Origin of the sequence: Paraburkholderia sp. BR13439 (assembly GCF_040948805.1) — a bacterium.
In the GTDB taxonomy this organism is placed as follows: domain Bacteria; phylum Pseudomonadota; class Gammaproteobacteria; order Burkholderiales; family Burkholderiaceae; genus Paraburkholderia; species Paraburkholderia youngii.
This window is the reverse complement of the sequence record NZ_JBFPKN010000002.1, coordinates 80,834-94,504: the sequence shown is the minus strand read 5'-3', so window position 1 is coordinate 94,504 and position 13,671 is coordinate 80,834. Positions and strand designations below refer to the sequence as shown.

Annotated in this window: 11 protein-coding genes and 1 pseudogene; 6 read left to right on the top strand and 6 right to left on the bottom strand. The window is 62.7% G+C overall.

Annotation, left to right across the window (positions count from 1 at the left end; all coding sequences use genetic code 11):
• The first annotated feature begins 120 nt into the window (after positions 1-120).
• The gene (locus AB3X96_RS04365; RefSeq protein ID WP_176108382.1) at positions 121-558 is read left to right on the top strand and encodes a carboxymuconolactone decarboxylase family protein; all 438 of its coding nucleotides are present in this window, start codon (positions 121-123) and stop codon (positions 556-558) included.
• A 42-nt stretch (positions 559-600) separates the two neighbouring features.
• On the opposite strand, the gene AB3X96_RS04360 is transcribed toward AB3X96_RS04365, so the two are convergent.
• The gene (locus tag AB3X96_RS04360) at positions 601-1,461 is read right to left on the bottom strand and encodes a LysR family transcriptional regulator (protein WP_018435610.1); all 861 of its coding nucleotides are present in this window, start codon (positions 1,459-1,461) and stop codon (positions 601-603) included.
• Between the two features lie 85 nt (positions 1,462-1,546).
• Here AB3X96_RS04360 and AB3X96_RS04355 point away from each other — a divergent pair, with 85 nt between their 5' ends.
• The 5 genes and pseudogenes from AB3X96_RS04355 (at position 1,547) to AB3X96_RS04335 (ending at position 5,331) form a co-directional block, all read left to right on the top strand.
• Complete coding sequence (locus tag AB3X96_RS04355; RefSeq protein ID WP_368588726.1) at positions 1,547-3,010, top strand: DHA2 family efflux MFS transporter permease subunit; 1,464 nt, start codon at positions 1,547-1,549, stop codon at positions 3,008-3,010.
• 94 nt (positions 3,011-3,104) lie between these two features.
• Positions 3,105-3,299 (top strand): annotated as a pseudogene (locus tag AB3X96_RS04350) (LysR family transcriptional regulator); the annotation flags it as partial.
• A gap of 85 nt (positions 3,300-3,384) precedes the next feature.
• On the top strand, positions 3,385-3,612 hold the full coding sequence (locus AB3X96_RS04345) for a hypothetical protein (protein WP_368588725.1): 228 nt from the start codon (positions 3,385-3,387) through the stop codon (positions 3,610-3,612).
• 224 nt (positions 3,613-3,836) lie between these two features.
• A complete protein-coding gene (locus tag AB3X96_RS04340) occupies positions 3,837-4,955 on the top strand; it encodes a glycosyltransferase family 2 protein (RefSeq protein ID WP_368588724.1) in 1,119 nt (372 codons plus the stop codon).
• A 154-nt stretch (positions 4,956-5,109) separates the two neighbouring features.
• The gene (locus AB3X96_RS04335; RefSeq protein WP_176108377.1) at positions 5,110-5,331 is read left to right on the top strand and encodes a hypothetical protein; all 222 of its coding nucleotides are present in this window, start codon (positions 5,110-5,112) and stop codon (positions 5,329-5,331) included.
• 134 nt (positions 5,332-5,465) lie between these two features.
• On the opposite strand, the gene AB3X96_RS04330 is transcribed toward AB3X96_RS04335, so the two are convergent.
• The 5 genes from AB3X96_RS04330 to AB3X96_RS04310 all read right to left on the bottom strand — a co-directional run bounded on the left by AB3X96_RS04330 (position 5,466) and on the right by AB3X96_RS04310 (position 13,554).
• Positions 5,466-6,773, bottom strand: a complete 1,308-nt coding sequence (locus AB3X96_RS04330) for an MFS family transporter (RefSeq protein WP_368588723.1) — start codon at positions 6,771-6,773, stop codon at positions 5,466-5,468.
• Positions 6,774-7,059: 286 nt separating this feature from the next.
• Entirely contained in the window at positions 7,060-8,583 is a 1,524-nt protein-coding gene (locus tag AB3X96_RS04325) for a SpoVR family protein (RefSeq protein WP_368588722.1), read from the bottom strand.
• Positions 8,584-8,817: 234 nt separating this feature from the next.
• The gene (locus tag AB3X96_RS04320; protein ID WP_176108374.1) at positions 8,818-10,089 is read right to left on the bottom strand and encodes a YeaH/YhbH family protein; all 1,272 of its coding nucleotides are present in this window, start codon (positions 10,087-10,089) and stop codon (positions 8,818-8,820) included.
• A 162-nt stretch (positions 10,090-10,251) separates the two neighbouring features.
• A complete protein-coding gene (locus tag AB3X96_RS04315; RefSeq protein WP_176108373.1) occupies positions 10,252-12,174 on the bottom strand; it encodes a PrkA family serine protein kinase in 1,923 nt (640 codons plus the stop codon).
• Positions 12,175-12,792: 618 nt separating this feature from the next.
• Positions 12,793-13,554, bottom strand: a complete 762-nt coding sequence (locus tag AB3X96_RS04310; RefSeq protein ID WP_176110574.1) for a 2-keto-4-pentenoate hydratase — start codon at positions 13,552-13,554, stop codon at positions 12,793-12,795.
• Between the last annotated feature and the right edge of the window lie 117 nt (positions 13,555-13,671).

Sequence of the window (13,671 nt, the reverse complement as noted above, 5' to 3'; positions counted from 1 at the left end):
CAACGCCCCAAAGTGGCTACCTGAAAATACCTGGAATCGGCCATTTTGATGATCCAGATGACGGACTAAGCTAACACCTGTCCGATCCATCGCAGCGTCCCATCCACCCAGGAGCCCATCATGGAACAACGTCTCGACTTCTACAAAGCCAACCCTGCCGCGATCAAATCGCTGCTCGGCGTCGAAGAGCGCATCGGCAAGTCGGCGCTCGAAAAATCGCTGACCGAACTGGTGCGGCTGCGCGCGTCGCAGATCAACGGCTGCGCGTATTGCGTCGACATGCATACGAGCGACGCGCGCAAGGGCGGCGAAACCGAGCGGCGTCTCGCGACCGTCGTCGTGTGGCGCGAAACGCCGTTCTTCACGGACCGCGAACGCGCCGCGCTCGAGTGGACCGAAGCGGTGACGCTGGTGTCGCACGATCACGTGCCCGACGCGGTATGGCAGGCGGTGCGCCCGCACTTCAGCGACGAGGAACTGGTCGACCTGACACTGCTCATCTCGGCGATCAATGCCTGGAACCGCTTCGCGATTTCGTTCCGGAAGATGCCGGCCTGAGTGGCGGCATAAGCGGCGGCATGAGGTGATGCACTGCCCGCCTCACTCGCCGATCCACGACCCGCGCAGATCGCTGTCATGCAGCAACTGCAGCAGCGTGCCCGCCGGGCGGCTCAAGCGCTTCGCCGCCAGCGCAATGAATTCCACCGACGGCAACGTCGGCAACCCGGCCGCATTCAACGGCGGCGCGAGCCCGCGTGCGGCCAGATATTGTGGCCGCACGGTGATGCCGAGTCCGCCGCGCGCAGCCGCGATACAGCCGGAATGACTGCTGCTCGTGCAGACGATCTGCCAGCTCGCGCCGGCTTCGGCGAGCGCATCGAGCACGACCGCGCGCGTCACGCTCGGCTCGGCGACCAGAATCAGTGGCAGCGGCTGGCTCAGATCGACGAGCGTGCCGGTCCGCGCGAGCCATTCGAGCCGCCCGGTGAAAAGCGGCACGCCGCGCCGGTCGCCGAGCCGGCGCTTGCCGACCAGCAGATCGATCGCACCCGCGTCGAGCAGCTCGTAGAGCCTGCCGGTCATGCCGATCGTGATTTCGAGCTCGACGTCGGGATGCGCATTGCGAAACGCCGCCAGCACGGTGGGCAGCGGGCCGAGCGCGATGTCGTCCGACGAGCCGAGCCGCACGCGCCCCTTCAGACGCGGCGCGCGAAATTGCGACTCCGCGCGCGATAACGCCTGCAGGATCACGCTTGCATGCGCGAGCATCGCTTCGCCGTCGGGCGTCATCGCGAGCGAATGGGTGTCGCGCACGAACAGGCGCCGGCCCACGCTCTGTTCGAGGCGCCGGATATGTTCGCTGACGCTCGACTGCGTCAGGTCGAGCCGCCGCCCCGCCTCGGTGAAGCTATGGCAGGCTGCGACGGTCGAGAAGGTCTTCAGCCAGATCGGATTTAGCATGCGTGATTGTCGCGCTGCTTATCGGCATTGTCGATAACAGTCAGCGAGCTTAGTGGGGTTCCCGATTGACGGGGATGCCAATAAGATGACGGAATTCCGCCTGTCCCCGCTTCGGTGGCGCTTTGCCGCCGCGCCCGCTGTCGAAAACATGACCAAGCATTCGTCTCAAACCGCTCTACTGTGGATCGTCGCCGCCGGCTTCTTCATGCAGTCGCTCGATACGACGATCGTCAACACCGCGCTGCCGTCGATCGCGAACAGCCTGCACGTCGCGCCGCTCGCGATGCAACCGGTCGTCGTCGCCTACACGCTGACGATGGCGATGCTGACGCCCGCCTCCGGCTGGCTTGCCGACCGCTTCGGCACCCGCCGCGTCTATTTCGCCGCGATTCTCGTGTTCGTGCTCGGCTCAGTCTGCTGCGCGAGCGCGCACACGCTCGGCGAGCTCGTGATGGCGCGGGTGCTGCAAGGCCTCGGCGGCTCGATGCTGCTGCCGATCGGACGTCTCGCGGTGCTGCGCAGCGTGTCGGGCGAGCAATATGTATCGGCGCTCGCCTTCATTTCGATCGCGGGCCAGCTCGGGCCGATCGCCGGGCCGACGCTCGGCGGCTGGTTCGTGCAGGCGATCACATGGCACTGGATCTTTCTGATCAACGTGCCGATCGGCGCGCTCGGCCTGTACGCGGTGCACCGCTTTCTGCCGTCGCATGACGAGACGCAGGCGCCGCCCTTCGATGTGATCGGCTGCGCGCTGCTGTCGCTGTGCATGATCGCGTTTTCGCTCGCGATCGACGCGCCGGTCCCGTCGCATCGCGCGGCGTGGTCGGCGGGGCTGTTCGCGTTGGCGGTCGCCTGCGCGCTCGCCTACATTCCGTACGCGAGAAACCGCGGCAATCCGCTATTCAGGCTGTCGCTGTTCGGCGAGCCGAATTTCAGCGTCGGCCTGATCGGCAACCTCGTATGCCGGGTCGGTTCGAGCGCGGTGCCGTTCCTCGTGCCGCTCCTGCTGCAGTTGCAGCTCGGCTACTCGCCGCTGCACTCCGGTCTGATGATGCTGCCCGCGGCGCTCGCCGGCACGCTCGCGAAACGCTGGATCGCGCCGCTCGTGCGCCGCTACGGCTACGACACGTTCCTGCTGGTCAACACGATCATCGTCGGCTCTGCGATCGTCGCGTTCTCGCTGATTTCGCGCGGCACACCGCTCGTGGTCGAAATCGCGATTCTCGCGGTGTTCGGCGCGGCCAACTCGATGCAGTACGCGGCGATGAATAGCATCACGCTGAAGGACCTGTCGCACGAAGACGCGGGCATGGGCAATAGCCTGTTCTCGATGGTGCAGATGCTGGCGATCGGGCTCGGCGTGTCGATCGGCGGCGGGCTCGTCAATCTGTTCGCGGATCAATGGGGCTCGGCGGAACTCGGCTTCCGGCTCGCTTTCGTGTGCGTCGGCGTGATCACGCTGGTGTCCGCGTGGATCTTCCGTCATCTCGACGCCCCGTACGGTACGCGCGTGATTCGCGGCCAGGCTGCGCAGAGCGCGGGGCGTTGACCCGCGACGCGTTTGCTCGCGTGTCAACGCATGAATTCGAAAGGTCTTCGCGTTAGCATGTCTGGCATCCATGGCTACCCGGCAGGTACCCCCGATGCCATTCGATGAGCGCGTGCTGAACGGCATGGGCGTGCTGATGGCGATCGTCGATTGCGGCAGTTTCGCGGCCGCGGGCGAAGCGCTCGACATGTCGCAATCGGGCGTAAGCCGCTCGGTTGCCCGGCTCGAAGCACGCCTCGGCATTCGCCTGTTCGACCGCACCACGCGCTCGGTTACGCTGACCGACGAAGGCCTGAGCGCAGAATTGCTGTTTGCCGGCCGCCGGGGTCCGCATCTTGCTATCGGAGCCTTGTCTTCCCTCCAGGAGAGCAGCGATGAGCAAGACGACGGAAAAACCCCAAGGCGAAACCAAAAACCCGGGCGAAAACGAAACGAAAAGCGAGGCCGGCACGCAGACCGAGGATTTAGCGCATCCGCACCACGCCGTGCATAGCGACAATGCGAAGAGCAAGATGCCCGAGCGCCACGGCGAGGGCCACAAGCAGTCCCCGGCGGACCGTCCGGGCAAACAGCGCGGCGACGACGAACCGTCGGTCGGTTGAAAAAACCCCGTACCACGGCGGCCTGACTGCTTCATGCATTCAGGCCGCATCACTTTTGCCTTCCCGTGCCTTTCTGTAAGCAAACATTTCTTCCTCATTTTTACCGAATATTTTTTCAGCGCCTTGGACTATTTTGCTGCTAGCAGCGAAGTGTGCGCCCTCCGAACCGGCCGCTCCCCTTTGCGCCGGTTCGTGCCGCTTCCGATCGTTAAAAGGCGTCATTCATGTCCAACGCGTCCAGTACTCGCCTCGCCCGTGCGGCCATCGCCCAAGTGTCCATCTGTGTGCCGACCTGCAATCGTCCTGAGCTGCTCGTCGAGTGCGTCGACTCGTGCCTCGCGCAAAGCTATCCGCATGTGGAAATCGTGATTGGCGACGATTCGACGGACTCCCGCTCACGGCAACTGATCTTGCAGCGTTACCGCGACGAGCCGCGCGTGCGCTACGAAAAGCACGAGCGGCCGCTTGGCCAGGCGCGCAATGTGTCGAGCCTGTTCGAGCGGGCGCGCGGCGACAAGATCCTGTTGATCCACGACGACGATCTGCTGACGAGCGACGCCGTCGGCAAACTCGTGTCGCTCTGGCAGTGCTATCCGGGGCTCGATGCGGCATTCGGCGCCCAGTACGAAGCGGATCACGACGGTGCGATCGACCTCGCCGCGAGCGAGCGCCTGAACGCGGCGTTCCGGCGCACCCAGGCCAATGAGGGTCTGCAGCCGCTCGCCGGCCGCACCGGCCTGATCCAGATGTTTCCGAACAATGGCTGGATGGCCGACGCGCGGCTCGTGAAGCGGATCGGCTACGACGATCGGTACGGCGTCTGCTGCGACTACGTGTTCGGCACCGAGCTATGCCTTGCCGCGCGCGAGGTGTTTTATCTGCACGACTACGTGTCGGTGTATCGGAAGACCGCGACGTCGATTTCGCACAGCACGCGCGGCACGAGCACGGCAGCGCCGTTGAGCGCGTATGGGTTCGTGAAGTCGCTGCGTCTGCCGGCGCGGCTCGAAGCGTCGCGGCGGCAGGCGCTGCGGCGGCTCGTGCCGATCGTCGTGTCGATTCACGCGAGAAACGGCGACGCGCGCGCGGGCTGGCGGATCGCGCGCACGCATCTGTTCGCCTACGACTACGGCTTTAGCGCGCGGCTTTACTACCACCTGCTGATGCTGGCGCGCGCGGCCTGGCGCGCACGTCTGCCGACGGCGAGCGCGGCGGCCGATGCTGCCGCCCGCGGGACGGCGCCGTCGATGGCGACGGTCGCCGCGCATGAGGCCGCGAGGGTCGAAGAGTTCGTCGACAAGCTGGTCGATGAATTCGTCGGCGACCGCTCGAAGCCGGTGTGAACAGCGAGAAGCGCGTCGCGAACCTGACGGAGCGCGAGCGCAAGCCGATTTTCTGCTAAGCATTCCCTGCTTAGCAAACGTGTATTCGTTACTTGGTCCCGAGCGCGCCGCTGATTACGATGTGCACGACCCGTCATCGCAGAGGTGCTTCGCCATGTCAGACAATGCGTGTTTCAGACCGCGCGTGATCGAACCGGTCGTCGAAGATCAACCCGAAGGACTCGGCCTCGCGGTCGAGCTATGGTTCGCCCAACCGATCGACGGCATCGCGGGGCGTGCGGTGCAGATTCATCTGCGCAGCGGCGCGAGGATGGAACAGGCCGAGAGCTTGCGCGACCTGCTGCATGCGTGGGGGACACGGATCGTCGTCAGTTGAGCGGAGTGCGCTGCTGCCAGTTCGCGTAGTGGCGCGCGAACGTCGATGCGATGAAAAACGGCGGCCCGGTTGCCCCGGAACGCCGCTCGAATGCTTCACCGCGGCACGACGTTTCGCCGTGCCCGGCTAGCGGCTCACGGCTCGTGCCGCAGATACCCTTCCGTCGATGGATCACGCATGCGCAGCGACACGACACCCGCGAGTGCGCACAGCGCCGTTACATACCAGAAGAACATCGTCTCGACGCCGGCCGACTTCAGCCACAGCGCGACATATTCCGCCGAGCCGCCGAAGATCGCATTGGCGACCGCATACGACAGCCCCACGCCGAGCGCACGCACTTGCGGTGGGAACATTTCCGCCTTGATCAGGCCGCTGATCGACGTATAGAAGCTGACGATCGCCAGCGCGACGACGACGAGCGCGAACGCCGCGACCGGACTCGTCACGTCCTTCAGCGCATGCAGCAGCGGCACCGTGCCGAGCGTCGCGAACAAACCGAAGCACAGCATCGAATTGCGTCGGCCGATCCTGTCGGACAGCGCGCCGAACGCCGGCTGCATCAGCATGTAGACGAACAGCGCGGCGGTCATCACCGAACTCGCGGTCTTCGCGTGCATGCCGGCCGTGTTGACCAGATATTTCTGCATATACGTGGTGAACGTATAGAAGATCAGCGAGCCGCCGGCCGTGAAGCCGAGCACCGTCATGAACGCGCCCTTGTGCTCCCACAAGCCGCGCAGCGTGCCCGCTTCCTTGCGCTGACGGGTCGCGGCGGTGGTGGTTTCGTCGAGCGATTTACGCAGATAGAGCGAGATCAGCGCAGCGATCGCACCGATCGCGAACGGCACGCGCCAGCCCCACGCCTTCAGTTCGTCGGTCGTCAGCATCTGCTGCAGGATCACCAGCACGAGCAGCGCGAACAGTTGACCGCCGATCAGCGTCACATACTGGAACGACGCGAAGAAGCCGCGCCGGCCCTTTAATGCGACTTCGCTCATATAGGTCGCGCTGGTGCCGTATTCGCCGCCCACCGACAGGCCCTGGAACAGCCGCGCGATCAGCAGCAGCGCCGGCGCGAGCGCGCCGATCTGCGCGTACGTGGGCAGCATCGCGATCACGAGCGAGCCGCCGCACATCATGAAGACCGACACCATCATCGCGGTGCGGCGGCCACGCTTGTCGGCGAACCGGCCGAAGAACCAGCCGCCGATCGGGCGCATCAGGAAGCCGGCGGCGAACACCCCGGCCGTGTTGAGCAACTGCGTGGTGGTGTTGCCGCTAGGAAAGAACGACGGCGCGAAATACAGCGCCGTGAACGAATACACGTAGAAGTCGAACCATTCGACAAGATTGCCCGATGAAGCGCCGACGATCGCGAAGATGCGGCGCCGGGTGTCGTCCGGTTGTGCGACGACGGGTTGGTCGGTTAGATCGTTCATGCTGATGTCGGTCCTTTTTGCTCTAAACGAGGATGACGCTCGTGACGCCGCCTTCATGCGCGTCGCGGACAACCGCACACGCGCGCGCGGCGAATTTTACATAAGTGAAAAGTTCAGATGGGGTTTTGTCTGCGGAACTGCAGGAAAGCCCTGGGTACGGGCCGGCGGCGAATTAGAACCGCAACGAAAAACGAACCCCCGCCAGCCGGGAGGCTGCGGGGGCTTCGGGTGATCGACGCGGACCGCCCGGGCGGTTACGAACCGTCGCCGCGCTCGGAGGGAGACGTCAGACTCTCACCGAGGGCGGCACGTACCGGCAGTCGTAGCGCTTTCTGACGGTACCGTTTTCGTCGACGCTTTCGAGGTACACATCGAATTGCCACAAGCGCGCCATGTGCTTGAGCACTTCGTCGCTATCCGACGACAGGTGCCGGTTGTCGCTCATGAAATGCCGCAACGTCAGGCTGCGATCGCCACGCGTATTGACGGCCCATACCTGAATGTTCGGCTCGCGGTGATGCATGTCGTACTGCCGCGACAGCGCCTGGCGCACGTACTGGTAGCCGCTGTCGTCGTGAATCGCCGACACCTCCAGCGCGTCGCGCATGTCGTCATCGAGCACCGAGAACAGGCGCATTTCGCGGATCAGATGCGGCGACAGGTACTGCGCGACGAAGCTCTCGTCCTTGAAATTGCGCATCGCGTAGTGCATCGAGGGCAGCCAGGGACTGCCGGCCAGATCAGGAAACCACTTGCGGTCTTCGTCGGTCGGCGCCTCGCAGATGCGGCGGATGTCGCTCATCATCGAAAAGCCGAGCGCATACGGATTGATGCCGCTGTAATACGGCTTCGTGACCGGCGGCTGATAGACGACGTTGCTGTGCGAATGGAGGAACTCCATCATGAAGCCGTCTTCCAGCTTGCCCTGGTTGTACATCGTGTTTAGCAGCGTGTAGTGCCAGAACGTCGCCCAGCCTTCGTTCATCACCTGGGTCTGCCGCTGCGGATAGAAATACTGACCGATCTTGCGCACGATGCGGATCACCTCGCGCTCCCACGGCTCGAGCAACGGCGCGTTTTTCTCCGCGAAATACAGCAGGTTTTCCTGCGGCTCGGGCGGATAGCGCTCCTCGACCTCTTCGGGCAGCGGCGTATGGCGCGTGGGCAGGGTGCGCCACAATTCGTTGACCTGCGACTGCAGATACGCCTCGCGCTCGCGCCGCGCGGCGAACTCCTTCTCGAGCGACAGCTTCTGCGGGCGCTTGTAGCGGTCCACGCCGTAATTCATTAGCGCGTGGCACGAATCGAGCAATTCCTCGACGCGATCGAGCCCATAGCGCTCCTCGCATTCCGCGATGTAGTTCTTCGCGTAGACGAGGTAGTCGATGATCGCGTGCGCGTCCGTCCACAAGCGGAACAGATAGTTGCCCTTGAAGAACGAGTTGTGACCATACGCCGCATGCGCGATCACGAGCGCCTGCATCGTCATCGTGTTCTCTTCCATCAGATACGCGATGCAGGGGTTCGAATTGATGACGATTTCGTACGCGAGCCCCATCTGGCCGCGACGATAGCTTTTTTCGGTAGAAAGAAAGTGTTTGCCGAACGACCAGTGACGGTAGTTCACCGGCATACCGACGGACGCGTAGGCGTCCATCATTTGTTCGGCGCTGATGAGTTCGAGCTGGATTGGATACACGTCGAGCTCGTATTGCTCCGCAACACGGGCAATATGCGAGTCGTACTCTTCGATCAATTCGAAGGTCCAGTCGGACGGGCACGGCAGAGGCCGTCTATCGGCTACGTTCATACGGACTTCCCTTTGCCCCTCGTTGGGCGTTCCGGTGTGTCCCGTGCTGCAGCACTGCGGACTGCTCCGGCGCGAGCGGCTGCCGTGCTAGCCGCTCCTGCCTCGGCATGCCCCGACAGTTGCTGCGGCACGCCTTTGTTGCGCTGCGGCGCAGTCGTACGACGGCTTGCCTCAAGTCGTACGATTCATCGCACGCGTCGTGATCCAGATGCTTGGAGCGCAATCAGCGTTCCATCACGAAGTCGCCGCCTGCTTCTCGAACAGCTCGCGAAACACCGGATAGATATCGGCCGCGGTTTCGACCTTCTTCATCGCCATATGCGGTTGCGATAGCGCCAGTTGCGCGTATTCGAGCCACAGATTCTGCTCTTCGGGCGTCACCTGAATATACGCAAAATACCGCACCTTCTCCAGGATGTCATCCGAGAGTATCTTGCGGCACTTCGGCGAATCGTCGGTCCAATTGTCGCCGTCCGAAGCCTGCGCCCCGTAAATGTTCCATTCAGTTGGCGAGTAGCGTTCCTCCATCACCTTGCGCATCAGTTCGAGCGCGCTCGACACCACCGTGCCACCGCTTTCGGTCGAGTGGAAGAACGTATCTTCGTCGACTTCCTCGGCGCGCGTGTGGTGGCGAATGAACACCACTTCGATGCGCTCGTAGTTACGCTTCAGAAACAGGTACAGCAGGATGAAAAAGCGCTTCGCGAGATCCTTGCGCTGCTCGTCCATCGAGCCGGACACGTCCATCAGGCAGAACATCACTGCCTGACTCGACGGCGTGGGTTGCTTCACGCGATTCACGTAGCGCAGATCGAACGGATCGATGAACGGAATCCGCCAGATGCGTCCTTTCAGATGGTGGATGTCGTCTTCGAGCAGTTTGATCTCTTCGCGGCGATCGGCGGGATCTGCCTTCAGCTCTTCGAGCTGCCGCTCCATTTCGTGCAACTGGTTGACGAGCGGCGCGCCGAGCGCGATGCGCCGGCCGAGCGCGCTGCGCAGCGAACGGACCACGTCGATGTTGTTCGGCGTGCCCTCGGCGGCCCAGCCCGCGCGAATGCTTTTCCACGTCGGCACGGCCATCAGATGGGTTTTGACGAGACGCGGCAGTTCGAGGTCGTCGAAGAAATACTGCATGAACTCTTCGCGGCTCAGCTCGAACACGAAGTCGTCCTGACCCTCGCCCTCGTTGCTGGCCTGACTGCCTCCGCCGCCCCCACCACCGCCTTGCGGGCGCTGGATCTTGTCGCCGCGGATGTAGTCCGAGTTGCCGGGATGCACCATCTCGCGCCGGCCGCCCGGTCCGTGACGGAACGACGGCTCCGCGATGTCCTTGCGCGGAATGGTGATGCTTTGGGTGTTCTGGATATCCTTGATGCTGCGGTCGCGCACCGCTTCCGAAACGGCGCGACGGATATAGTTTTTGACGCGGCGCAAAAAACGCTCGCGATTCGCAATACTCTTGTTCTTCCCTGCCAACCTGCGGTCGATGATTTGATGAAGCACGCCCGGTCTCCCGTCCGTGCAACCGCGTTTCCGCTGCGGCCGCACTAATATTTCCGGTGCGCGAGACGCCCGCCGCGCAGTGCATGCTATGCGGCTTGCGCCTCGCCGGTTGCCCGCACGGTCGAACCGTACGGGCGGCACATCATGAGTATCATGCGCGCATCACGATGACTTGCGCACGCGCAGATACCAGTCGCACAACAAGCGCACCTGTTTCGGCGTATAGCCCTTCGCCACCATGCGATTGACGAAGTCTTCGTGCTTGCGCTGCTCTTCGGCCGAGCCCTTCGCGTTGAACGAGATCACCGGCAACAGTTCTTCCGTATTCGAGAACATCTTCTTTTCGATCACGACGCGCAGCTTCTCGTAGCTGATCCACGCGGGGTTCTTGCCCGCATTCGCAGCCCGCGCGCGCAGCACGAAGTTCACGATCTCGTTGCGGAAGTCCTTCGGGTTGCTGATGCCCGCCGGCTTCTCGATCTTCTCCAGCTCGGCGTTCAACGCGGCACGGTCGAAGCTCTCGCCGGTGTCGTGGTCGCGGAACTCCTGATCCTGGATCCAGAAGTCCGCATACGTGACGTAGCGGTCGAAGATGTTTTGACCATACTCGGAGTACGACTCCAGATACGCGGTCTGAATCTCCTTGCCGATGAACTCCGCATAGCGCGACGCGAGCACGTCCTTGATGAAGGACAGATACTTCTGCTCGGTTTCCGGCGGGAACTGCTCGCGTTCGATCTGCTGTTCGAGCACGTACATCAGATGCACCGGATTGGCCGCGACCTCGGTCGAGTCGAAGTTGAACACGCGCGACAGAATCTTGAACGCGAAGCGGGTCGACACCCCGGTCATGCCTTCGTCGACGCCCGCGAAGTCGCGGTACTCCTGGTACGACTTCGCCTTCGGGTCCGTGTCCTTCAGATTCTCGCCGTCGTAGACCTGCATCTTCGAGAACAAGCTCGAGTTTTCCGGCTCCTGCAAACGCGTGAGCACGGACATCTGCGCCATCATCTTCAGCGTGCCAGGCGCGCAGACCGCGTTGGCCAGCGACGAGTTGCGCAGCAGCTTCTCGTAGATCTTGACCTCTTCGCTATAGCGCAGGCAGTACGGCACCTTGACGACGAAGATCCGGTCGAGCAGCGCTTCGTTGTTACGGTTGTTGCGGAACGCCTTCCACTCCGACTCGTTCGAGTGAGCGAGGATGATGCCGTCGAACGGGATCGCGCCGAAGCCTTCCGTGCCCTTGAAGTTGCCCTCCTGGGTCGCGGTAAGCAGCGGGTGCAACACCTTGATCGGCGCCTTGAACATTTCGACGAACTCGAGCAGGCCCTGATTGGCGAGGCACAGGCCGCCCGAGTAGCTGTACGCGTCGGCGTCGTCCTGAGCGTACTGTTCGAGCTTGCGGATGTCGACCTTGCCGACCAGCGACGAAATGTCCTGATTGTTCTCGTCGCCCGGTTCAGTCTTCGAGATAGCGATCTGACGAAGGATCGACGGATAGCGGCGCACCACGCGGAACTTGCGGATGTCGCCGTTGTACTCGTGCAGGCGCTTGACCGCCCACGGACTCAGGATGCCTCGCAGGTAGCGGCGAGGAATGCCATATTGCTCTTCGAGGATCGGACCGTCTTCCTCGTAATCGAACAGACCGAGCGGCGATTCATTGACGGGCGAGCCCTTGATCGCATAGAACGGTACGCGCTCCATCAGTTGCTTCAGCCGTTCCGCGATCGACGACTTGCCGCCGCCGACCGGTCCTAACAGATACAGTATCTGCTTCTTTTCTTCGAGCCCCTGGGCCGAATGCCGGAAGTAGGCGACCACCTGCTCGATCACCTCTTCCATTCCGTAGAACTCTCGGAATGCGGGGTATACCTTGATGACCTTGTTCGCGAAGATACGCGATTGACGCGGATCGTTGCGCGTGTCGATCTGTTCCGGTTCTCCGATTGCCGTCAACATGCGTTCGCCTGCAGTGGCGTACGCGGCGGGATTGTCTTTGCAGAGCGCGAGATACTCCTCGAGCGAGAGTTCATCCTCCCGTGTTTTCTCGAAGCGGGTCGCGAAACTGCTGTAGATATCCATGCTACCTCCTCGCCGAAGTCTGGGGCGATGTCGTGCGCGGCGCGCTATTCGGAAACGACATCGCTCGAATTCATCCTAAACCCTTTTAAATTTTTTTTCACGGACTACGTTGCGAAAATCGCTCCGTAACCGCGAAGCTACAGTCCTCACTTGGAAACAAAGAATCGACCACCTACAATTTTTCACTCACGCCGCAACGAATCAAATCATCCGCTGCTCCGCTGTACCGTTACTTTCCTCAGCACCGCATCGCTATTCAGTGCTCCTGCACGACTTCGCTTTACCGCTGCATCGCGCCATGACGTCGCGTTGCTAATGCACATCCCGTACCTGCACCGTCGACCCTTCACAAAAATGCGGCTGTCTGCGCACGCACACTTCGTCACCAAAAGCAGACACACCCCTGATCCGTATGACTGGATGACGGCAGCCGCTCGCGCCGCTCTCATAGGTGTATACGGAAAGAAGCGGCAAAGTTGCAACAAATGGATTCGAACAGGCTAACGATTCAAAGACTGCCACCGTTTCGAATTCGCCAAAATAAAAACGGCTGCACGCGGCAGCCGTTTGGACTGGATGAAGCGTTGTAATTTGCGGTTACAACCGCCGCAGCATCGATCAGGTCAGTTCAATTTCCACTTCACCCAATCCATCGATATGTCCACGCACGATGCCGGGCTCGTCGATCTTGTGCGCGCCGACGTATGAGCCGGTGGTCAGGGTCCAGTCGCGCTCGATCGTGATCCCCATCGCCGCGCAATGGTTGACGAACCAGACGAGCAGCTCGCGCGGATCGCCGGCCGGATTGCCGGTCACTTCCGGTATCAGCGAGCGGCCGTTGAAGCTCAGCTCCAGTTCCGGCGACACGAAGTCGAAGCCGCGCGCGAGGCTCGCATAGACGGCCGGATGGCCAGTGATCAGCGCGCCGTTGTTCTGCGCGTCGGCTAGCTGCGCGAGCGGCGCGACGTTGGGCCACTCGGTGAAGCGGCTGTCGACGATCTCGATGGCCGGCAGCACGGCGCCGAGCTTGGACAGCACCTCGTCGCGCGCATAGGCCTGGGCGCGCGGCTCGATCGTCACGTCGAAGCGAAACGCGATCTCCAGCTCGACCAGCACGCGAAAGAATCCGTCATGCGCGAGCCGCGCCGGCGACGGCACCACCAGCGAGGCCGGAATCGGCGCGCCCGACGCGGCGCCGCCCGGGGACTTCGCGCCGATCTTCCACGCGCCGGTCGATTCGCCCAGCCCCGCGATCACCGCCTGCTGGATCGCGTAGGCGGTCGCCGCGTCGGGCGGCAGGCTGTCGGGGGCGGGCGCGTCGATCGGCAGGTGCTGCCGGCGTGCCTCGACGAGGTGTTGCGCAAGATCGTAACGCGTCATGTCGGTTCTTTGTGGCTGGCGCATGGCAGGTTCGCAGGACGTAGCAATAAGTGGGAACCACCTGTTGAAGGTGCGGGCAGCCGCGCGCCGCGCACGCGGATCGGGCCGTGCCCGTCA

Bases quoted from the DNA above. Each gene is read 5' to 3' on its own strand.
- AB3X96_RS04330 (WP_368588723.1), bottom strand. From the start codon at position 6,773: ATGAACGATCTAACCGACCAACCCGTCGTCGCACAACCGGACGACACC.
- AB3X96_RS04325 (WP_368588722.1), bottom strand. From the start codon at position 8,583: ATGAACGTAGCCGATAGACGGCCTCTGCCGTGCCCGTCCGACTGGACC.
- AB3X96_RS04315 (WP_176108373.1), bottom strand. From the start codon at position 12,174: ATGGATATCTACAGCAGTTTCGCGACCCGCTTCGAGAAAACACGGGAG.
- AB3X96_RS04360 (WP_018435610.1), bottom strand. From the start codon at position 1,461: ATGCTAAATCCGATCTGGCTGAAGACCTTCTCGACCGTCGCAGCCTGC.
- AB3X96_RS04310 (WP_176110574.1), bottom strand. From the start codon at position 13,554: ATGACGCGTTACGATCTTGCGCAACACCTCGTCGAGGCACGCCGGCAG.
- AB3X96_RS04355 (WP_368588726.1), top strand. From the start codon at position 1,547: ATGACGGAATTCCGCCTGTCCCCGCTTCGGTGGCGCTTTGCCGCCGCG.
- AB3X96_RS04345 (WP_368588725.1), top strand. From the start codon at position 3,385: ATGAGCAAGACGACGGAAAAACCCCAAGGCGAAACCAAAAACCCGGGC.
- AB3X96_RS04335 (WP_176108377.1), top strand. From the start codon at position 5,110: ATGTCAGACAATGCGTGTTTCAGACCGCGCGTGATCGAACCGGTCGTC.
- AB3X96_RS04340 (WP_368588724.1), top strand. From the start codon at position 3,837: ATGTCCAACGCGTCCAGTACTCGCCTCGCCCGTGCGGCCATCGCCCAA.
- AB3X96_RS04365 (WP_176108382.1), top strand. From the start codon at position 121: ATGGAACAACGTCTCGACTTCTACAAAGCCAACCCTGCCGCGATCAAA.